The following is a 19808-nucleotide window of genomic DNA, read 5'->3' as shown; positions in this document are numbered from 1 at the left end:
CGATTGTGAGAACAATTCAGGAAGTGTTAGTCACCATTGCCAGGGCGGCATTTCTCGTGAAAACGGGGTGGAATCGGCAGCGGTCCGCTGAAATCGTGCCCTTCAGAGTTGATCAGCCCTCCGGTCAGCCGCTAAGCTTGTCGCTTATTCACCACCGAACAATAACCGTATCCCGGACGAGGCTGGATCGCATTGCGCCCATGTCCCGCCGTGAACCAACCCCCTTATTACGGGAGTCGGCGACCGACCGTCGATTCACAGAGAGCACACGCAACGTATGGCCCGCGATTTTCTTAAAGACGCCCGTGATCATTACGACGTGATCGTCATCGGTAGCGGATTGGCCGGTCTGACCTCCGCCAATATTCTGGCCCGCGCCGGACATTCGGTCTTGTTGCTCGAGCACCACTACCAACTCGGTGGAATGGCGACATGGTTCAAACGTGCCGGCGGCCATATTTTTGATATTTCACTGCACGGCTTTCCGGTCGGCATGATCAAAAGTTGCCGAAAGTATTGGACGCAGGAAATTGCCGATTCGATCGTGCAGCTCAAAGGCATTCGCTTTGAGAATCCGCAATTCTCATTGACGACCACCTTCAATCGCGAAGATTTCACCAAACTCCTGATCGAAGAATTCAAAATCACTCCCGAGACCGTCACGCGGTTCTTCGACACGGCGCGGAAGATGAACTTCTTCGACGATCAAGCCAGAACCACGCGTGATTTGTTCAACGAATTTTTCCCCGGACGAGATGATGTCGTCCGGCTGCTGATGGAACCGATCACTTACGCCAACGGTTCTACGCTCGAAGACCCCGCCCTGACGTATGGCATTGTCTTCTCGAATTTCATGAGTAAAGGGGTCTTTACCTTCCAAGGAGGCACCGATCACCTGGTGAATCAGATGAAGGCCGAGATGTTGGCCAACGGCGTCGATTTGCGGATTCGCTGTCTGGTGGAAAAAATCGAAGTCTCCCCCGATCGTAAAGTCACCGGCGTTGTGGTGAATGGACGGCGCATTGGCTGCAACGCAATTGTCTCCAACGCCAACGTCAAATCGACAATCCTCAACCTTGTGGGCGAAGACAAGTTTGACCAGTCCTATGTCGAAGAGGTTAAAGCGGTTCGTCTGAATAATAGTAGCTGCCAAGTTTACATCGCTCTGAAACCGGGTGTCGGATTTGAGCCGTGTGGGGATTTGCTGTTTCACTCCGAACACCGTGGATTCGACGTCGAGGCCATGCTCAGCCGCGATGTCAGCAGTCGCACGTTTTCGTTCTACTACCCCGAAACCCGCCCCGGCAGCGACCGGCATTTAATCGTCTCCTCGACCAACGCCAACTACAAGGATTGGGCGGAGTTGTCGGAAGAGGAATACCAAGCGGCCAAGAAGGACCTGTGCGACACCACGCTCGACTGCTTGAATCAATACGTGCCGGGCATCCACGAAAAAGTGGCGCACGTCGAAGCCTCAACACCGCGCACCTTCGAACACTATACCCGGCACATGCAAGGCGCGTCGTTCGGGACCAAATTCGAAGGCCTCAAAGCCAGCAAAGAATTGTCCGAGCAAATCAGCGGCCTGTATCATGCCGGGTCGGTGGGCATCATCATGTCCGGCTGGCTGGGCGCGGTCAATTACGGCGTGATTACGTCGAATGAAGTTGATAAGTATTTGACGCCGGCGATGACGTGATTCCACGTGGCCGGTGGCCAGTAATAGTAGGCAGTAGACGGTAGGCAGAAAGACAGTGATTGGGCGTTGCTTGGTCGTCCTCAAGCCTGTTGCCTCACGCCAATCGTCCCACAGCCTCATTCCCCCAACGCAGAGGTTTTTACCCCCGTGGATAGCTCTGAGATTGAAAAACTTATCCCGCATCGTGATCCTTTTTTGTGGATTGATCGCGTTACGGAGATCACTGAGACGGGGATTCGGGCGACGAAAGAGATTGATGCGGCGCTGGATGTGTTTCGCGGGCACTATCCACACTTTCCGGTGTTGCCGGGCGTGTTGATTTTGGAGGCTTGTTTTCAAGCCGGGGCGATTTTCATTAGCCGCACTGCTGAAATCGATGCGGGAATGGTGCCGGTGGTGACCCGGGTGAACAACGTCAAATTCCGCCAAATGGTCCGTCCGGGCGATACGCTGGATATCGAAGCGGAATTGACCGAACAGCTTAGCAACGCGTATTTTTTCACCGCTAAGGCGACCGTTGCCGGCAAGGTCGCGGCTCGGGTTGAGTTCGCCTGTGCCGAAGCGCCGGCGGAATGATGGGCAGCGCCGACGCCCGGTGATACAATCCTATGCCGGTGTCCCGTCATCCCACGGTTGTCATAATATTCGAGCATTCCCATGGCCGACGATCCCAAGATCACTGCTGAGACCGTGAAACAGATGGCAGCTGAAATGCTCGCGCTGCCTCTAGACGAATCCGAACAGGAGATGGTTGCCGGACTGCTCAACTCGCTCCACAAGGACATGCGGGCGCTGCAGCGGATGGATATGACCACGGCCGAACCGGCAATGCTCTACCTACCGGGTGAAGGGCCGGGAGAAGGGGACGCATGACATACCAGCCTCCCCATGTGATTGAAATCGCAACCGCCGTGCGTGAACGGCGGACCTTAGCCCGCGAGATCATTGACGAAGCTCTCTCACGCATCTCACGTTTTCAAGAACCGTTTCATTTGTTCACGGCCATCTTGCCGGAGCTGTCGCGGCAACAAGCCAAAGCTGTCGATGCTCGCGTGCTCAAAGGGGACGACTTGCCGTTGGCAGGCGTGCCGTTTGCTGTGAAAGATTTGATCGACGTCGCCGGCGTGCCGACCACGTGTGGTTCGCGGGCGTTTGCGAATCATAAAGCGGCGGCTGATGCCACCGTTGTTAAGAAACTGGTCGACGCCGGGGCTGTGTTGTTGGGCAAGTTGAACATGCACGAATGCGCGTTCGGCTTTACTGGCGAAAATGCGATCTACGGCAATTGCCCCAACCCGTGGAACACCGAGCGGATCGCCGGTGGATCGAGCAGCGGGTCGGCGGTCGCGGTCTCATTGGGAATCTGCGGGTTCACGTTGGGGTCCGATACCGGTGGATCGATCCGCATGCCGGCGGCGCTGTGCAATCTGGTGGGCCTCAAACCGACCTACGGCCGCGTCAGCCGCGCGGGGGTGATGCCGCTGTCGTGGTCGATGGATCACATCGGCCCACTCGCCCGCACAGCAGAGGAAACCGCGGTTGTGTTGGGGGCGATGGCCGGGGCGGATGGTCTTGATGAATCGAGCAGTGCAAGCGGCGTGCCGGATTACTCGGCCGAGTTAGGCCAAGAAGTTCGCGGCCTAAAAATCGGCGTTCCCCGCAACTGGTTTTTCGATTCGCTGCAACCGCAGGTCGCCCAATCAGTCACAACGGCGATTGATCGGATGACGGCGCTGGGAGCGAAGCGGGTGAAAGCCACCTTGCCGCACCTGCCCGAAGTCCTCGGTTCGCACCGGGCAATTATTCTTTCCGAAGCGGCCAGTGCCTTTGAACCGTATCTGCGCGACCGGCCGGAAGATTTCTCGGTCGATATTCGCACGCTGCTGCAAGGGGGGCAATTCATTCCGGCGGTCGATTACCTCAAAGCCCAGCGGGTGCGGCGGATTGTGCGACGGGATTGGGCCAAGGAGTTTGCACGCTTCGATTGCCTGGCTACCCCTGCATCGGCGACGGTGGCGACAAGTTACGGGCAATCGAAGGTCAAGCTTCCCGGCGGCGATACGCCGTTGCTGAACGCCTATCTAGACATGACGATGCCATTCAACCTCAGCGGCCAACCGGCGCTAACCGTCCCCTGCGGTTTTTCCAACGACAATCTGCCGATCGGCCTACAACTGGTCGGCGCTCCCTTCAGCGAAGCCATGCTGCTGCGCGTCGCCCACCAATACCAACAAGAAACCGCCTGGCACCACCGCCACCCCCCACTGGGCTAAACCAAATCCCAAACCGACGGCTTCGCCGTCGTGCGCGGCGCTCAATCGTCCAATTTGAACCGGCTGGACAAACGGCGTTGCAATCGCCATTCGGCCTGTGAGGTCACGTTTGTATCGTACAACGAAACCACCTCCAGGTTTTCCAGCCAATACAAATGCCGCAAGCCTTCGTCGGATATCGAAGTTCCGGAAAGGTAAAGCTTCTGCAAATTGAACGACATGGAGAAATGTCCTAGTGCCTCGTCGTCAAACGCTTTGTCGCTCAACGACAAGACTTCTAAATGTTCGAATTGCGAGAGCTCTTTAAAACTCCAGAGCGTTAGATTGTTACCGTCAATCGCAACGGTCCTTATTCCATGGAGATCATCCAGGGGGACAACGTAACGAATAAACACGGCGTCGGTTAGTTTCTCTTTTGGTGGGCCAGACTTCACCCCCGAGAGACTTGGCAACGTCCAAGCCCCCGATAATCGAAACCTTCTCCAACTCACTTCGTACGGGGCATCAAACGGCTTCATCCACTCATTGCCCACAATATCCCGCAACCATTGGGAGCCACCCTGCTTGAAGCCAACACTCCCTCCATGCGCCTCAATCCCGGCGATCAACTGCCGCGTGCGATAATACCTCCAACCGAACGGCACCAACACCGCCGAGAGCAACAAACAAACCGCCAGCGCAATCAACCACCCCGGCCGGTAAAGCAGCCGCTTCCACAATCGCGTTTTTGGAGTTTCGTCGTTCATCTCCTCCGCCCCTCACCGCCGTGATCGGCAGCTATTAATCGTCGGAAACATCCAACCCCGGCAAGTGCCGCTGCAATTCCGAGACCCCTTCGTCGGTGACGTCGGTGTTGGACAGGGATAGCGATTCGAGGTCCTTCAAGCCTTGCAGATGCTGTAGTCCTTCGTCGGTCACGGATGTGCCTGAGAGATCGAGCGAACGGAGCTTACGGGCGTTGGCCAAGTGCGCCAAAGCGTCGTCGTTGAATGCCTTGCTGCCCAGCCCAATTTGTTCCAAATCATCGAAGTGTGCTAAAGCTTTAAAGCTTCGATTCGTCATTTGACTATTGCAGATGCCAACACGCTTAAAGCCGTAAAGATGGTTAAGCGGAACGACGTAGGCTAGGAATTCTTCGTCGTCGAATTCTCCGACCTTGTACCATGCTCTCCCAGCCGATATCGGCGCCGGCAATTGGCAAAGAAGTTCGCTGGGAATATCAAACGGTTTCATCCACTCATCTCCAACGATATTCCTCAACCAAGTCGGACCGCCTAGCTCAAATCCCACTCCCCCACCACAAGCCTCAATCCCCGCAACCAGCTGCTGTACGCGATAGTATCGCCAACCAAACGGCACCAACACCGCCGAGAGCAATAAACAGACCGCCAGCACTGCCAACCAGCCCGGCCGGTGGAGTAGTCGCGTCCACCAGCGCGGTTTTGGAGTTTCGTCGTTCATCAAATCATTGTCCAGCCGAGTAAGTCGGATCGTCGAAACCACCTCGACGCGTGAACCGTCCGTGCGTGCGGTGAAGGCGCTGAAACGGCCTTGCGTCATACCGCTCCAAGAGTACGCTGGTAGATCATATCGGACGGGATGGAACAAACGCAAAAGTATTCCTGACTCCGCCCGTTTTTTTGACCAGCCGACACGCCCATTTCCCACTGTTGAAAAACTGCGGCGATTCTGATTTGTTTTTAGCGCAATGTGCCCGGAACTCGGTTATCATTCGCAGAGATCAATTGAGCGACGTATGTCGCGAATCACTGGATCGTCTGCTGAGCAGAAGTCGCGGCGTCCAGGGCCACCGATAGACATAAGGAGACCCAACCATGAAGTCGCTACTCGCCACGATTACTTTTGCAACACTGGCCTTCGTCACTTTCACAAACGCTCAGGCACAGGACCCGTTACCATCCTGGAATGACGGGCCGGCGAAACAAGCGATTCTCAACTTTGTGCAGGTCACCACAGATAAGTCCAGTCCACAGTACGTACCGACAGAGCAACGTATCGCCACGTTCGACCAGGATGGCACACTCTGGACCGAGCACCCTATCTACGCGCAGGTGACCTACTGCTTGGATCGCGTTCCAGCGGTCGTGAAGGCCAAACCGGAATTAAAAAATGTCGAGCCGTTCAAGACGGTTCTCACTGGTGACCGAGCTGCAATTGCCAAGTTGGAGCTGAAGGATCTCAAGACGATACTCGCTGCAACGCTTACGGGCATGACGACCGAACAGTTCCGCGCGGACGTGAAGGCCTGGTTGAAGACGGCCCGCCACCCGCGGTTTGATCGGCCATATACGGAATTGATCTATCAACCGATGCTCGAAGTCCTAAAGTATTTGCGGGCGCACGGATACAAGACGTACATTGTCACGGGCGGCGGACAGGATTTTGTCCGTGTCTACGCCGAACAGGTGTACGGCATTCCACCCGAGCAGTTGGTTGGCACCATTGGAGAAACCAAGTACGGCTATGCAAAAGATGGCAAACCGATTTTGACCAAACAGCCCAAGCTGATCCTCAACGACGACAAAGGTGGCAAGCCGGAAGGGATCCACATGATGATCGGTCGTCGCCCGTTTGCCTCGTTCGGAAATACACCGGGCGATCAGGAGATGCTGGAATACACCACCGCCGGCGAGGGCGCTCGACTGGGAATGCTCGTCCTGCACGACGACGCCAAACGCGAGTATGCCTACGGTCCGGCCCAAGGGCTGCCCGAAACAAAAGTCGGTGCCTTCCCGCAAGCCCTCTACGACAAAGCACAAAATCGAGGTTGGTTTGTGATCAGCATGAAAAACGACTGGAATCGCGTGTACCCGTTTGATAAGTAGCCCCGGTCTAACAACAACACGCATTGGCAGGTCGAAGTGCGGTCGTTCTCTTAAATCCGGTCGACGACGTATGTAGTCGTTCGGCCGGTCGCGTGGGGATGATATGCGACTGCCAAGCTGAGCGTCCAGCGACCAACTCCTCTCAAAACGCAAATTTCCCTGAGAGCAGCTCGCCCCGCTTTTTACTGAGTCACTTTCCGCAATCCACATATATGGAACGACTTGCGCTCACAGGTGGATTTCTTTACGGCTTACGGTACACAACTTGCAAGTGGTGTTCATTCCTAATGAGCCAGCCCCTCTTTAGATGTCCAATTTATGGAATCGGGGTGGCGGGTTCATGCCAATCTAAGGGGAACACCATGTTTTACCGTATTGCACTTTCAAGCGGCCTGGGGCTCGTTTTAACCGCATTGGCCATCAATTACAGCAGCAGCGACCACTCGGAACTTGCGGGCGCCGACGTGCAAGGAATGTCCGTCGCAGACGATCGTCTGTCTCAGTCACTCGACGTATCAGATACAAAACAGTCACAAGAAAACCAAAAAGCATTGCTCGCCGATCTCAAACAGGCACGCGAGGCAGTTGGTAAAATGCAAGGATACGAAGCACGCTTCATTCGCCAAATCCGTAAAGACGACGTTCTGCGCGATGCGGAGGAGATTGACTTAAAACTGCGTCACCATCCCATGAGCGTTTATCTGCGTTGGAAAAAGACTGGCAAAGAGGCGTTGTACGTCCAAGGTCAAAACGACGACAAACTGCTCGTCAAACTCGATGAGGGTTTGCTGAGTTTTGCCGGAACGCTGGCAATTCAGCCCGACGAGGAAAAAGCGATGAAAGACTCGCGGTATCCGATTACAAAAATTGGTCTTCTGCAACTGGTGGAACGCATCCTCAAAGAAAACAAAGGTTTGGAATTAAAAAAGACCACGTGCAAAGTGCAAAATGAGTTTTTAGACGACATGGCCTGCGTTTGTTATACGATCGAATTCTCCGGGCCTGACGTGCATCCGGAATACTCCAAAACCGTGCTGCACATCTGTGAGGAATCGAAGCTTCCAGTCTGCATCGCGAGTTACGGTTGGGATGACCGCCAACCGGGTGGACTTGTAGAACGGTACGAATACCGCGATGTCAAAGCCAATCAGAACCTCACCGACAAAGACTTTGACTCGGCCAACGAAGCTTATAACTTTGAATAAGCTGAAGTGAACCTTGCTCGTCGGTATTCAGAACTATCTACTGCCTGAAAATCGACGAGAGGTTCACGAATTCCTACAAGTCGTTTCAAAACCCTCTGGCGCGTCCCGCTGACTCTGACCTGCAAGTTCAGGGGACAAGCCCAACCGGGTTTTGAAACTAGTTCTAGAACATGAACGACATTGATTTGGGGTGCCTGATGGAAACCGCGAAACCCAAAGATAACGCATTGCTGGAACACCTGGAACTGTTAGAACGTAGCCTCCACGTCCCTCTCGTTCCGGGTGAATTGGGGCGCTGGTTGGAAGCTGTGCAAACGGAATTGGATAGCACAGAGCGTGTATTGCATACATGGATTGAGTCCAAGCATGCGAAACAATTTCAACAAATCGGCAGCGAAGATCCGGCACTGTTCGGGCGCGTCCGGGAAATGAAACACACCGATCAAGAGAACCTCCAGCGATGCGCCATCCTACTCACGAGACTGGCCAAACTCAAACCGCTTGCGGATGCAGTGGGCGCCGACGAAAAACAGCTCGAGGAACCGATCGAGAATATCGTTCAGCACGGCCTGGAATTCGTAACAGAGGTACGCAAGCAGGAAACAGTGATCGATACCTGGCTGATGGAAGCGTATGATCGCGATCGCGGATTCGGGCACTAGCAGTGACCGCGACTGGCCACTAATGCTCTAAGCCCGTGTGCATCGTGCACTGCGTGAGAGCAGGAGCAGTTGATAAGCTCCCGTTTGGTATTGCCATTCTTCCGATGCGTTTCGCGCCGCATTTAGCGTTTACTCGCAATACGCCCCTTTCTCGCGCGCCTAGGCTGAGTTGAGCGCAGTCCTCCAATTCTTGATCTAGCAGTGAATCAATCAACGCTTGGGCGAAGTTCTCAGCATTGCCTAGAGTGCGGCAGCGATGGATCGTGGAGCGTTATCCGCAATCTTCACTCGCTGCAGCACATCACCCAGCCTCTTTTCTGGGTGCTTGTCGACCACGTCGCACGCCGAACGATCAACTCCGCGGGCGAATAGGCATGGTTTTCGGGGAATCAGAACTTTAAATCCGCTCGGCATCAATTGTGCAGAATTCATTTACATAGAACGTCGCTAACGGGCAACACGGTAACGAGAATTGCCGGCCCGCACGACGGATTTTTCAACGGTCTTAGGAATAGGTGAAAACATGTCGACTTCAATCAACTACGAGCCGATCCGCGCAGGCATATTTATAACCGTCGAAAACGCAGACCGCGCCGTCGCAAATTTGCTGGACGCCGGTTTTCAAAAAGAGGAAATCACTGTCATCTGTTCCGACGAAAGTAAGGAACAGCACTTTGGCGCATTGCGTCAAAGCGAGGGAATTACCAAAACCGATCAAGAAGGAGTGGGCAAGTCTGGGGTCATTGGCGGCGTACTGGGTGCACTAGTCTCACTGGCTGGTGTGGCAACGACGGGGGGAATGGGAATCGTTGCCATAGGCCCCATTTTCGCCGGCGGGCTTACGGGAACCTTGTTGGGGATTTTTGTGGGGAGCGGCGTCGAGAACGAACTGGCCCGCTTTTACGATCAAGCCGTCGCTCAGGGAAATATTCTCGTCGCCGTTGATCTTTCTGACGAGGATGCTCAGAAAGCCGGCCACCTCACACAAGCTGGCCAGATACTTGAAGAAAGTGGCGCCTCACCGTTACCGCTGAGCGAAGGCTGAGCAAATCAGCGCATTCCATCGGGCAGCTCGACAACTTCACCCTACTCGCACTTTGATTTGAAATACTATGGATTCATTCACACAACACAATCTCATGCAACTCGTGACTTGCAACGACGGTATGAAAGCCTCGCTTTACATGCCGACTGTACGCGCTGGTCGGGAAGTGCAACAAAATGCCGTCCGCTTCAAAAATCTGATCACAAGCGTCAAACAAAAATTGAATGAGCAAGACGTTGATACAACGCGTATCGACGAACGCGTTGACGAGTCGCTCAATTTGGAGGCCAATGATGATTGGTGGCAACATCAAGGTGATGGCCTAGCCATGTTTTTGGCCGATGATCTCATGGAATGTTATCGCCTACCTGCTGATCTGCCCGAAATGGTCGTGGTCGGTCCGCGGTTTCAGATCATACCGTTGGTGCGGTTATTGCAAGGCGATGGACAATTCCACGTTTTGGCAGCCAGTCAAAACCAGGTACGTCTTTTTCGGTGCACGCATTACGAAATCACGGAATTGCAACCGGCCGAACTTCCCTCGGACCTGCGTTCGGCTCTCAACATCGACGAATATACCAGCACTTTGCAGCACCATACCGCAGGCGCCTCGCGGGCGTCCGGGGGAACGATCTTTCATGGGCAAGGGGCGGCCGACCTGGATGTGCAAAAGAACAACGAAATCTCGCAATACTTCCAGGTCATCAATCGAGCGCTGAGTAACTATTTTGACGACGAACGTGTACCGCTGGTTTTTGCCGGCGTTGAGTATCTGTTTCCGATCTTTCGTGAGTCGTGCAAATACAACGGCATCTATGACCAGCCGGTAGCAGGCAATCCCGACGATCTCTCCGCCAAAGAATTGCATACGGCAGCGTGGCGACTCGTTGAACCGATGTTTTTACGTGACCGCGAATCCGCTCTGACGCAGTTCAATAAGTTCGTCGCGAATGAAAATACAACGACCAAGCTGAGCCAGATTGTGAGTGCGTCGCAGGTGGGGGCGATCGAGACCTTATTGCTGGCCGAAGATGAGCAGTTGTGGGGCCTGCCCGGCAACTCCGGAGCAGCCGTCGACAGCCAAGAGGAAATCAAAATGGAAGAACTGCTGAACTATTCGGCCGTGCAAACGCTCACCACCGGGGGAACAGTTTATACGTTACCGAAAAGTCGGATGCCGCAGGAACAACGGTTAGCGGCAACATTGCGTTTTCTGCCCGAATAACCACAGCCATCCCTATCCAGAACACCGAGGAGATCCAGAACACTGAGGAGCACGAGATGAAACTCTTAGACATAATGACTGAGAACGTCGAAGCCGTTTCCGTGGAAACCTCATTATCAGCTGCCGCGAACCTCATGGCGCAACACGACATTGGATTTCTACCAGTCGTCGAGTGGGACAAATTGGTCGGAACAATCACTGATCGTGACATCATTGTCCGCGGACTCACCGAGAGCCTCAATCCGACTACCACCCATGTCGCTGAAATCATGACGAAATGCCTGGAGACATTGTCACCCGAGGATGATGTGAAACGAGCGGCGACATTGATGCAGGAAAAGCAGATTCTCCGTTTGGTACTGCAGGACTGTGATGGCCGGTACGTCGGCGTCGTGTCGTTGGGTGACATCGCTCAACACGCGCACGATTGGAAAATGTCCGGTGAGTCGCTTGATAAAATTTGTGAACCGGCGGCCATAGCTACGTAACCTTCAGTGCGCGAAAGAAATGGCGCATCTCTACACGATTCTCTCAGAAATCATTCGTCAGACAATAAATGGAGTTGATCATGGGTATTTATGTAATTGCGAAAAAAAACGTTGCTGATCTTCAGACAGCGGTATTCTACGCTGACGAAGATGGTCAAGAAGAAGCGGTGGCTGTGTTTACCAGCGACGACAGGGCACGCGTCTACATCAGCGATTCCGATTGGGACCAAACGGAGACCGTTGCCGAGTTGACTCCCATTGATTTCCTGCAATGGCTCACCTCGATTCGTGGCAAAGGGACTCAATTTTTAGCAGTCAATCCTGTCCGTGACGATCAGGATCAAGGGATTGCCCAACCGGTGCTGAATATAGAAGAGCAATTGTTAGAGTTGGCGGCCGTATTAGAAGGCAAACTCGAAGCCCCCGCTCCACCTCCACGGATGGAAACCCAGGAAGTAGAGATCTTCCATTGCGAAAAACGTGGCGAATTCTTGCGGCAACCAGCAGGGCGCACAGCTCCAGCCTGTTGTGATCAGGAAATGCAGCAGCCAGCAGTTGATAAAGTGACAATCCCTTACCGCGGCAGGGTCTCCAGCGCCTGAGCCCGCAAACAACCGCTGTCCACGTACCGACTTGGGGGTGTGCTCTCAGTCCATCAACTGTTGGTCGGCAACCATGAAAAAACCGAGCGTCGTACATAAAGGAAGACCTGATGAACTGTCTCAAACATCGAAATCCCAACAGTCGGATACTTTTCCCCCATTTCCGATTCTCCGATTGGCACGAAACGCTCCTTTTTGCAATGGGGCTCGCCATCTTAGGCACGCCGTTACTGCTCGGAGATGAGTTGCGCGACGCAGACACAGCGGCAAACACTTCAAGGCGTGGATTGGCGGACATCAAAGTTACCATCGACAACGGCCACAAGGGCTCCCCTGAGGGACCAGTGAGTTTCGATTCCGAAAAGGCTCCATCCAAATCCGCCTGGATTTTTCGATCCAGTGCTATTCTCAATACTCCCGTAGTGAGCGAGACGGGGCAGGCACTGGGGCATGTTGAAGAACTGGTGATTAACGTTCGAAACGGCGACGTGCGCTATGCAGCTGTAGAGCTGCCCACGCTGCTCGGTCGCGAAAAGCTGTTGGCGATTCCTTGGAACTCGCTGGTGCTGCATAGAAACGAGCAGGGCCGTCTGCACTTCGTCGTCAACATCCCTCTCGATAAACTCAAGAAGGCACCGGGATTTGACCGGGACCACTGGCCCAATGTGGGCAATCGCAAGTGGGCCGATGAAATTGCCGTTTACTACGGGGTCATCATCAAGGAAGGAGATTTGAAGTCTAACTTTGGTACAGACGTCAAAGCGCTTGATCAGGTCCCCTACTTAATACGTTCAAAACAGATGGTCGAAATGCCGATCAACGATTCCGAAGGTGAGACCGTCGGCCATGTTCACGATCTGTTGGTCGATTTCGCGACTGGCTCAGCCCGTTATGCCATTTGCTCTCTCGAAGAAAAAAGCAAACAGCACAAAATGATTGCCATACCGTTATTTGTTTTAGAATTTCAAAACGACTCGCAGTCTCCGCATTTCATTTTAACCATGGAACGCGAACGCCTGTCGGAAACGCCCAGCTTCGAAAAATCAGCATGGCCCAACATCCGCGAACCCATGTGGTCCCAATATATCGATGCGTTTTATCAAGCCAATCTCAATACCAAATAACGGTTGCTGCACAAGCAGAACCGACGGGAGGGTAACGAGTTGTTCAACCGGTGTCACTTAGGTCCGCAATCATCCCCAAGACTGTGGCCCGCTGTTTTTCAGCAAGGCATGGCAATCGACAACCATCGGCGCGCCTACCGTTGGATGTTGAATGCTCTGGTTTGTGTGGTCACTGTGACTGCATTGTCCACACATGCTCTGTCGGCTCAGGAAACCGAGTCCACCGGCGAAGCACAGCCCGCCGACCCACAGCCGCCGGTTGAAGAACCCCAGACCGACGAGTCGGCACTCGCCACGCCCGACAAAGTCAACGTGGAGCAAATCGTCGGTGATGACGCGATCAAAGCACGATTGCAGCGGATTCTCGTCGCCACGGAATGGTTCGAAAACCCCCAAGTCCAAGTCGAAGATGGAATTGTCTTCCTCGCTGGATCGACGCAAGATGAGAAGTATCGCGAATGGGCTGGCAAGGTCGCCGGAAACACGCAAGACGTGGTTGCTGTCGTCAATCGCGTGAATGTCGCGACCCCCTCAATCTGGGACATGTCACCCATGTGGGTGGTATTAAAAGACCTCACCCGCACCACTGTGCAATCCATACCGTTGCTCATTATTGCAGTGCTCATTCTCGGCATCACAGGGATACTGCTGAAACTCACAGTGCTTATCGCCGACAAGTCCGTGCTGAAAAGTGTGGATAACAATCTATTGCGCGAGGTCGCACGCAAGGCCTTGGCCGTGCCGGTCGCGATGCTGGGCCTGTATCTGGTGTTGAAAGTCTCCGGCATGACCCGCTTAGCGATGACGGTACTTGGCGGAACCGGTCTGGTTGGTCTTGTGATTGGCTTTGCATTTCGGGATATCGCCGAAAACTTTTTGGCCAGCATTTTGTTGAGCGTGCAAAACCCGTTTCGCTACGGCGATCTCATCGAAGTAGCCGGTTACGAAGGCTATGTCCAGCGAGTGAACACCCGGGGAACGTTGTTGATGACCATGGAGGGCAATCATGTACAAATTCCGAACTCGACGATCTATAAAGAAACCATCAAGAATTATTCAGCAAACCCCAATTGCCGTTTCGATTTCGGCATTGGGATCGGATATGACGTACCGATTACGCGCGCTCAAGAAGCCGCAATGAATATCCTCACCGACCATCCCGCTGTCTTAAACGACCCCGAGCCACAGGTACTCGTTGAAAAACTCGGTGCAGCGACCGTTAACCTGCGAGTCTTTGCTTGGGTCAATGTGCAGAAACATAGCTGGATTAAAGTTAGGTCGTCTCTGATCCGTTTGGTCAAAAGCGGCTTTGAAAGTCAGGGGTTTGAAATGCCCGATGAACAGCGCGAAGTCATCTTTCCCAATGGAGTGCCGATTCTTGGAGCGGTTTCAGTCCCCCAAGATGACGAGCAGCGCGCATTGCCGGATTCCAGCGGTAATGGTCAGCCCCAGCGGTTGGTCGCAACTGATTCCGAACAACTGACGAACTCAGCCGAGGGCGAGTTGGCCAGTGAGGAAGAAACAGTCAGGCAACAGGCACGTCAGTCACGCGACCCAGAAGATGGAAGCACTGACCTTCTCGAAACCCAAGCCAACGCATCGCCGCCAAATCCATAATTTGGCCAGTCCACTACCCAGGTGGTCAACGCCCCCCGCAATGGAGGTTGGTCGATCACCATCCCGTCAGTGATAGAATTCCCTGTGTTATAGATAATCGCTCAGCAGGAACCAACCGGTCCGCCTTGGTGTATCCCTAGATAACCCTTTGATTGTTCGTGGTTAATAAGTTGCATAAAATGAGTATGCCCCGTTGTGAATCGGCCGGTCGCCGTTTGGAGAATTGACTACAAAGGGTTCGCATGTCTGAATTGCACACAAACAAAGTGTCGTCGCCGGGGGATTGGCTGCGATTTGTACGTGGATTTCTTGCCAATCCGAATATGGTGGCGTCCATCGTGCCTAGCTCACAATATCTGCAGCACCGTGTTAGTTTGCTGCCATGCGTTCAATCGGCAGAATTTGTTGTCGAACTCGGTCCGGGAACCGGCGAGACCACACTGGCCTTGCTCCGCCGGATGCCGCGAACGAGCCAATTATTGTGCATTGAGGTCGTTCCCGAATTTGTCGAACATTTACGGCAGATCAGCGATCCGCGACTGGTAGTCGTTCAGGGGAATGCTTTTGACCTTGCCGACATATTGGCCGAGCGGAATTTACCGATGCCCAATACCGTTGTTTCAGGGATTCCCTTTTCTCACATCTCGCTGGCGGAAGGCCGGGATTTGGTACGGACCATCCATTCTGTCCTTGCCCTGCAGGGCACGTTTCTCGCCTACCAATTTCGCGACCGCATCAGTGAACTCGCCAACGAAGTCTTTGGAGAACCGCAGACTTCTTTCGTTTTCTGGAATATTCCTCCACTGCGCATCTGGCAGTGGGAAAAGGACAGTCATCGAGCCCCACTCGTCGATCCCACGTCTCGAGGAACCGTTTCCATGGTCAGCCTCGATGACCGGACTTAAGGATATGGATGTCAGCGCTATCTATTCGTCTCCAACATCTTTTGTGAACAAACTAAATCCTCGAACCAGCTTGCCATAAGTTGTTGCACAAAGGAAACGGCACCGTTCAACGAGGTGTTCCATGCCCCCAAAGTGGACACTCGGTATTTCTCGGCGTAAAGCCAGAATCAGTGATACCGTTTCGAATGCGTAGCCCTGTTTGTCAGACAGGTGCACTCGAATCGCCCCTTCTCGATCGGGAGCCGTGTTTCAACGACCACACTCGATTCGGACGTGAGTATTTTACGAATTCGTTGGAATCGATTTCTCGGGAGCGATAGAATCAGGGGAATGGGACCTCTTGCACATGTGGGATCTCTTTGTTGAAAATCCACTACCAATGAAAATCAATCCACAGTCCGCCTTCGCCAGTTACGGTTTGGCGGTGGTCTTCACAGGATTGGCAACGGGACTACAACTTTTCGCTCATCCCTATTTTGGCGGTGTCGTCCCCTACTTTCCCTTTTGTCTGGCGGTTTTCGCCACCGCCTTAATAGCCAAAGCGGGCCCCACGTTACTTGCCGTCGTCTTGAGCGAGTTAGCTGTCCTGTATTGGTTCATTCCGCCAGCGGATTCGCTTTTTCCGGCTGAAAATGCCGCTTAGCTGGGATTGTTGCTCTTCAGTTTCTTTGGAATCGGTGTGGCGATCTTGAGTAAAGGCAAACACCGCAAAACGGAGCAATTCCGGCGTGAGCGCGAACGTTTTTTGGTCACGCTGTCGAGCATTGGGGATGGGGTGATCATCACGGACAGCAACGGGCAGGTCAAATTCCTCAACGCGGTAGTGGAACAGATCACAGGCTCAGGCAACGCTGATGCTCAGGGGAAGCCACTGGATGTCATTTTTCGCGTGATCAACGAACAATCCCGACAGCCTGTCGAGAAGCCCGTCGACAGAGCAGAAAGGCAAGGGCAAGTTGTCGGCCTCACAGATCAGTCCCTCTTGATCGCGAAAGATGGCACTGAAAAAGCGATTGAAGACAGTGCCGCCCCCATCCGCACTACAGACGGAAAATTCGCTGGTTGCGTGATTGTGTTTCGGGACGTGACCGAGCGACGGCGACTGGAACGGGAAGGTACTACAGGCGAAGAGACCTCTCGACTGTTGGCAGCCATCATTACATCTTCCAATGACGCGATCATCAGTAAGACTCTAGATGGCATGATTCAGAGTTGGAACGCCGCCGCTGAGCATATTTTTGGCTATACCGCAGAGCAGGCAATCGGTCGCCACATTTCCATGTTGATTCCTGACGAACGAACCGAGGAGGAAGACCAAATCATTTCAAAATTGCGAGAGGGTCAGCGTGTGGAACATTTCGACACAGTGCGACTCAGGAGCAATGGGGAAAAGGTTTTCGTTTCGCTGACAATTTCGCCAATCAGGAATGCGGAGAGCCGCATCATCGGGGCCTCCAAAATCGCCAGAGATATCACCAAGCAAAAGGAGGCCGAAGAGCGGTTGCGAGAAAGCGAAGAACGCTTTGTTCAGTTGGGGAATGCCATCTCTCAGTTGGCGTGGATGGCCCAGCCCGATGGACACATTGATTGGTATAACGACCGCTGGTACGAATACACCGGCATGACATTCCAGGAGATGGAAGGTTGGGGTTGGCAGAGTGTGCATGCCCCTGACGTATTGCCAGAAGTCATCCATGGCTGGCAGAAGGCTTTAGAATCTAGCGAACCGTTTAACATGGTCTTTCCTTTACGAGGAGCGGATGGGGAGTTTCGACCATTTCTCACTCAGGTTCTGCCGTTTCGTGACGGTGACGGCAAGATCACCCGTTGGTTCGGCACGAATACAGACATCAGTGCGATCAAGCGGACTGAAGATGAGTTGCGAGAGGCGCGCTCCCGTCTCGAATCCACCTTAGCAGCAGCCGATATTGGAACCTGGGAATTTGATTCGGTCAAGAGTATTGTCCGAGCCGACTCGAACCTAGCACGCATGTTCGACGTAAATCTTGAAGACGAGTCCAGCGGCTCGCTCGAAATTTATATCAAGGCAATCCATCCCGACGACAAGGAAAGGGTTACAGCGGGAATCCAACAGGCGATAGCAGCAGGATCAACTTACGAAAACGAATTTCGAATCATAGGCAGTGACGAAAAGATTCGGTGGGTTGTCGCCCGTGGTCGAGTCGATCGAGACGATGCGGGACAGGCGATCCGCCTCCCCGGTGTCGTGATGGATATTTCAGAACGTAAACAAGTTGAAAAAGCCCTCCAAGAAAGCAAAGAGCAACTTCGCATTGCACTCGATTCCGCAGAACTTGGCACGTGGAATGTCGACCCAGCCACCAATCATCTCACATCTCACGATCGTTTCCGCATCATTTTTCACGGCTGCGTCGATCCCATTACTTACGAACAGGCATTTGACGCTATCCATCCAGATGATCAACAACGGATTCGTGATGCTATGGCAGAGGCAACTCGTCCCGAAAACCCGACTCGCTATGCTGAAGAATACCGGGTGGTTCATCCAAACGGAATTACTCGCTGGGTCTTCGGAAAGGGAAGCGCTAACTTTGAGCCAACCGATGCGGGACGGCGACTTGTTAGCTTCGATGGAACTGTGATGGACATCACGCAGCAGCGAAAAATGCAAGAGGAACTCCGTGCACTTGCGTCCCGTCTGTCCGAAACCGACCGTCGCAAAGATGAGTTCTTGGCAACGTTGGCCCATGAACTTCGTAATCCGCTGGCTCCGATTCGCACCGGGTTGGAAATCATGAAATCCGTGATGGATGACCCCGCCACGATGGAAGAAATTCGCTGCACGATGGAACGGCAGACGCAGCAGTTGATTATGTTGGTCGATGATCTCCTTGACGTGTCACGTATTAGCAAAGGCAAGCTCGAACTTCGCAAGTGCCGGGTCAAACTGGCCGATGTCATTCAGAGTGCGGTCGAAGCTTCGAATTCATTCATTGTTGAGTCCAACCACAAACTGATAACGGCCATCCCCGCAGAGCCGATCTACATGGATGCCGACCCAAACCGTTTGGCGCAGGTCGTGTCCAACCTACTCAAAAACAGTATTAAATACACCCCCGAAGGTGGACGCATCCGATTGTCCGCAGAGCGACACGGAAATGATGTCGTTATTTCGGTTGAGGACAACGGCCTCGGTATTCCTGCCGAGATGCTCGACCGTATTTTCGAGATGTTCGCCCAGATCGACCGCCCCCAAGAGAAAGGCCACACGGGGCTCGGCATTGGTCTTTCGCTTGTCAAATCGCTGGTCGAGATGCACGAAGGCCAGATCGAAGTTCACAGCGAAGGCACTGGCAAGGGAAGTCTCTTCAGTGTTCGACTGCCTATCCATATCGAGACGCACGCACAAGAACCATCCTTGCCTCGGATCGACCAAACAGCCACGGTCAGCACCAACCAAAAAGTGCTGGTCGTGGACGACAACAAAGCGGGTGCAAAGATGTTGAGCATGATCGTTAAAATGCTCGGCAACGACGTCCGCAAGGCCTACGATGGACAACAAGGGATTGAAGTGGCCTAAGACTTTCTGCCGGATGTTATCCTGATGGACATTGGTTTGCCCAAAATGAACGGCTAGGAAGCCGCCCGTCACATCCGACAACAACCGTGGGGCACTAAGATAATGTTGGTTGCCCTCACGGGGTGGGGTCAAGAAGAAGACAAACAGAAAACAAAAACGGCAGGTTTTGACCACCACTTGGTCAAGCCCGCCGAACCTGCTGCCATTCAGAAATTACTCGAAAACGTCAACTCGAATCCCAAACAATGAAAAGATTGCAGCGGAGAGATTTGCATGAGTTTAGAACAAGATTTGCCGCCCTCATCCCATGAAGAACGCCCAGAAATACTTCGGCGACTCGCGCACGAAATCAAATCTCACCTTGGCGTCGTGACGATGGGGATGCAAGCCTTGAAATTAGTACGGGAGGATCCCGATGAATTTGCGGAGATACATAAATCGATTGAGAAGGAGGGAGTTGAACCATTGAAGGCAATCGTGGCTCAAATCGTCGATCTTGCCCTTTCGGAAACAGACTGATTGCATGCACAATCTCATCGCCGCCGATCCTGTTCT

Annotated in this window: 19 protein-coding genes; 17 read left to right on the top strand and 2 right to left on the bottom strand. The window is 53.4% G+C overall.

Features of this window, described 5'->3' with window-relative positions:
- Positions 1-277 precede the first annotated feature (277 nt).
- The 4 genes from CA54_RS15110 (at position 278) to CA54_RS15095 (ending at position 3972) form a co-directional block, all read left to right on the top strand.
- On the top strand, positions 278-1699 hold the full coding sequence (locus CA54_RS15110; RefSeq protein WP_146371633.1) for a phytoene desaturase family protein: 1422 nt from the start codon (positions 278-280) through the stop codon (positions 1697-1699).
- Positions 1700-1846: 147 nt separating this feature from the next.
- On the top strand, positions 1847-2275 hold the full coding sequence (gene fabZ / locus CA54_RS15105) for a 3-hydroxyacyl-ACP dehydratase FabZ (RefSeq protein WP_146371631.1): 429 nt from the start codon (positions 1847-1849) through the stop codon (positions 2273-2275).
- 81 nt (positions 2276-2356) lie between these two features.
- On the top strand, positions 2357-2572 hold the full coding sequence (locus tag CA54_RS15100) for a hypothetical protein (RefSeq protein WP_146371629.1): 216 nt from the start codon (positions 2357-2359) through the stop codon (positions 2570-2572).
- Positions 2569-3972, top strand: a complete 1404-nt coding sequence (locus CA54_RS15095) for an amidase (RefSeq protein ID WP_146371627.1) — start codon at positions 2569-2571, stop codon at positions 3970-3972. The genes CA54_RS15100 and CA54_RS15095 overlap by 4 nt, the downstream gene beginning before the upstream one ends.
- A gap of 41 nt (positions 3973-4013) precedes the next feature.
- Here the strand turns inward: CA54_RS15095 and CA54_RS15090 are convergent, their stop codons facing one another.
- Together CA54_RS15090 and CA54_RS15085 are read right to left on the bottom strand one after the other, a co-directional pair.
- Positions 4014-4718 carry a hypothetical protein gene (locus CA54_RS15090; RefSeq protein ID WP_146371625.1) on the bottom strand — a complete coding sequence of 235 codons (705 nt, stop codon included), beginning with the start codon at positions 4716-4718 and terminating at the stop codon, positions 4014-4016.
- Positions 4719-4752: 34 nt separating this feature from the next.
- Positions 4753-5433 (bottom strand): hypothetical protein, encoded by a 681-nt coding sequence (locus CA54_RS15085; RefSeq protein WP_197532476.1) that lies wholly within the window; start codon positions 5431-5433, stop codon positions 4753-4755.
- Positions 5434-5807: 374 nt separating this feature from the next.
- On the opposite strand from CA54_RS15085, the gene CA54_RS15080 reads away from it, so the two are divergent.
- The 13 genes from CA54_RS15080 (at position 5808) to CA54_RS15020 (ending at position 19772) form a co-directional block, all read left to right on the top strand.
- Positions 5808-6818, top strand: a complete 1011-nt coding sequence (locus CA54_RS15080) for an HAD family hydrolase (RefSeq protein WP_146371621.1) — start codon at positions 5808-5810, stop codon at positions 6816-6818.
- Positions 6819-7180: 362 nt separating this feature from the next.
- Complete coding sequence (locus CA54_RS15075) at positions 7181-8023, top strand: DUF1571 domain-containing protein (protein ID WP_197532475.1); 843 nt, start codon at positions 7181-7183, stop codon at positions 8021-8023.
- 170 nt (positions 8024-8193) lie between these two features.
- Positions 8194-8685, top strand: coding sequence for a hypothetical protein (locus CA54_RS15070; RefSeq protein WP_146371617.1), 492 nt, complete (start codon positions 8194-8196; stop codon positions 8683-8685).
- A 523-nt stretch (positions 8686-9208) separates the two neighbouring features.
- Positions 9209-9730, top strand: a complete 522-nt coding sequence (locus CA54_RS15065; RefSeq protein ID WP_146371616.1) for a hypothetical protein — start codon at positions 9209-9211, stop codon at positions 9728-9730.
- A gap of 67 nt (positions 9731-9797) precedes the next feature.
- Positions 9798-10955 carry a baeRF7 domain-containing protein gene (locus CA54_RS15060; RefSeq protein WP_146371613.1) on the top strand — a complete coding sequence of 386 codons (1158 nt, stop codon included), beginning with the start codon at positions 9798-9800 and terminating at the stop codon, positions 10953-10955.
- 56 nt (positions 10956-11011) lie between these two features.
- The gene (locus CA54_RS15055) at positions 11012-11443 is read left to right on the top strand and encodes a CBS domain-containing protein (protein ID WP_146371611.1); all 432 of its coding nucleotides are present in this window, start codon (positions 11012-11014) and stop codon (positions 11441-11443) included.
- Between the two features lie 80 nt (positions 11444-11523).
- Positions 11524-12045, top strand: a complete 522-nt coding sequence (locus tag CA54_RS15050) for a hypothetical protein (RefSeq protein WP_146371609.1) — start codon at positions 11524-11526, stop codon at positions 12043-12045.
- Between the two features lie 110 nt (positions 12046-12155).
- Positions 12156-13169 (top strand): PRC-barrel domain-containing protein, encoded by a 1014-nt coding sequence (locus CA54_RS15045; protein ID WP_146371607.1) that lies wholly within the window; start codon positions 12156-12158, stop codon positions 13167-13169.
- Positions 13170-13277: 108 nt separating this feature from the next.
- Positions 13278-14786, top strand: a complete 1509-nt coding sequence (locus CA54_RS15040; protein WP_146371606.1) for a mechanosensitive ion channel family protein — start codon at positions 13278-13280, stop codon at positions 14784-14786.
- A gap of 242 nt (positions 14787-15028) precedes the next feature.
- Positions 15029-15691 carry a class I SAM-dependent methyltransferase gene (locus tag CA54_RS15035; RefSeq protein ID WP_146371604.1) on the top strand — a complete coding sequence of 221 codons (663 nt, stop codon included), beginning with the start codon at positions 15029-15031 and terminating at the stop codon, positions 15689-15691.
- A 346-nt stretch (positions 15692-16037) separates the two neighbouring features.
- Positions 16038-16334, top strand: coding sequence for a DUF4118 domain-containing protein (locus CA54_RS15030; protein WP_146371602.1), 297 nt, complete (start codon positions 16038-16040; stop codon positions 16332-16334).
- A 36-nt stretch (positions 16335-16370) separates the two neighbouring features.
- Entirely contained in the window at positions 16371-19253 is a 2883-nt protein-coding gene (locus CA54_RS15025) for a hybrid sensor histidine kinase/response regulator (RefSeq protein WP_146371600.1), read from the top strand.
- 273 nt (positions 19254-19526) lie between these two features.
- A complete protein-coding gene (locus CA54_RS15020; RefSeq protein ID WP_146371598.1) occupies positions 19527-19772 on the top strand; it encodes a hypothetical protein in 246 nt (81 codons plus the stop codon).
- Positions 19773-19808 lie beyond the last annotated feature (36 nt).

Source organism: Symmachiella macrocystis, assembly GCF_007860075.1.
Classification (GTDB): Bacteria; Planctomycetota; Planctomycetia; order Planctomycetales; family Planctomycetaceae; genus Symmachiella; species Symmachiella macrocystis.
Note: the sequence above shows the minus strand (reverse complement) of the source record. Positions and strands in the feature narration are given on the sequence as shown.

Excerpts from the sequence above, each read along its gene's own strand:
- CA54_RS15110 (WP_146371633.1), top strand. The coding sequence starts at position 278 with ATGGCCCGCGATTTTCTTAAAGACGCCCGTGATCATTACGACGTGATC.
- CA54_RS15100 (WP_146371629.1), top strand. The coding sequence starts at position 2,357 with ATGGCCGACGATCCCAAGATCACTGCTGAGACCGTGAAACAGATGGCA.
- CA54_RS15095 (WP_146371627.1), top strand. The coding sequence starts at position 2,569 with ATGACATACCAGCCTCCCCATGTGATTGAAATCGCAACCGCCGTGCGT.
- CA54_RS15090 (WP_146371625.1), bottom strand. The coding sequence starts at position 4,718 with ATGAACGACGAAACTCCAAAAACGCGATTGTGGAAGCGGCTGCTTTAC.
- CA54_RS15085 (WP_197532476.1), bottom strand. The coding sequence starts at position 5,433 with ATGAACGACGAAACTCCAAAACCGCGCTGGTGGACGCGACTACTCCAC.
- CA54_RS15080 (WP_146371621.1), top strand. The coding sequence starts at position 5,808 with ATGAAGTCGCTACTCGCCACGATTACTTTTGCAACACTGGCCTTCGTC.
- CA54_RS15075 (WP_197532475.1), top strand. The coding sequence starts at position 7,181 with ATGTTTTACCGTATTGCACTTTCAAGCGGCCTGGGGCTCGTTTTAACC.
- CA54_RS15070 (WP_146371617.1), top strand. The coding sequence starts at position 8,194 with ATGAACGACATTGATTTGGGGTGCCTGATGGAAACCGCGAAACCCAAA.
- CA54_RS15065 (WP_146371616.1), top strand. The coding sequence starts at position 9,209 with ATGTCGACTTCAATCAACTACGAGCCGATCCGCGCAGGCATATTTATA.
- CA54_RS15060 (WP_146371613.1), top strand. The coding sequence starts at position 9,798 with ATGGATTCATTCACACAACACAATCTCATGCAACTCGTGACTTGCAAC.
- CA54_RS15055 (WP_146371611.1), top strand. The coding sequence starts at position 11,012 with ATGAAACTCTTAGACATAATGACTGAGAACGTCGAAGCCGTTTCCGTG.
- CA54_RS15050 (WP_146371609.1), top strand. The coding sequence starts at position 11,524 with ATGGGTATTTATGTAATTGCGAAAAAAAACGTTGCTGATCTTCAGACA.
- CA54_RS15045 (WP_146371607.1), top strand. The coding sequence starts at position 12,156 with ATGAACTGTCTCAAACATCGAAATCCCAACAGTCGGATACTTTTCCCC.
- CA54_RS15040 (WP_146371606.1), top strand. The coding sequence starts at position 13,278 with ATGGCAATCGACAACCATCGGCGCGCCTACCGTTGGATGTTGAATGCT.
- CA54_RS15035 (WP_146371604.1), top strand. The coding sequence starts at position 15,029 with ATGTCTGAATTGCACACAAACAAAGTGTCGTCGCCGGGGGATTGGCTG.
- CA54_RS15030 (WP_146371602.1), top strand. The coding sequence starts at position 16,038 with ATGTGGGATCTCTTTGTTGAAAATCCACTACCAATGAAAATCAATCCA.
- CA54_RS15020 (WP_146371598.1), top strand. The coding sequence starts at position 19,527 with ATGAGTTTAGAACAAGATTTGCCGCCCTCATCCCATGAAGAACGCCCA.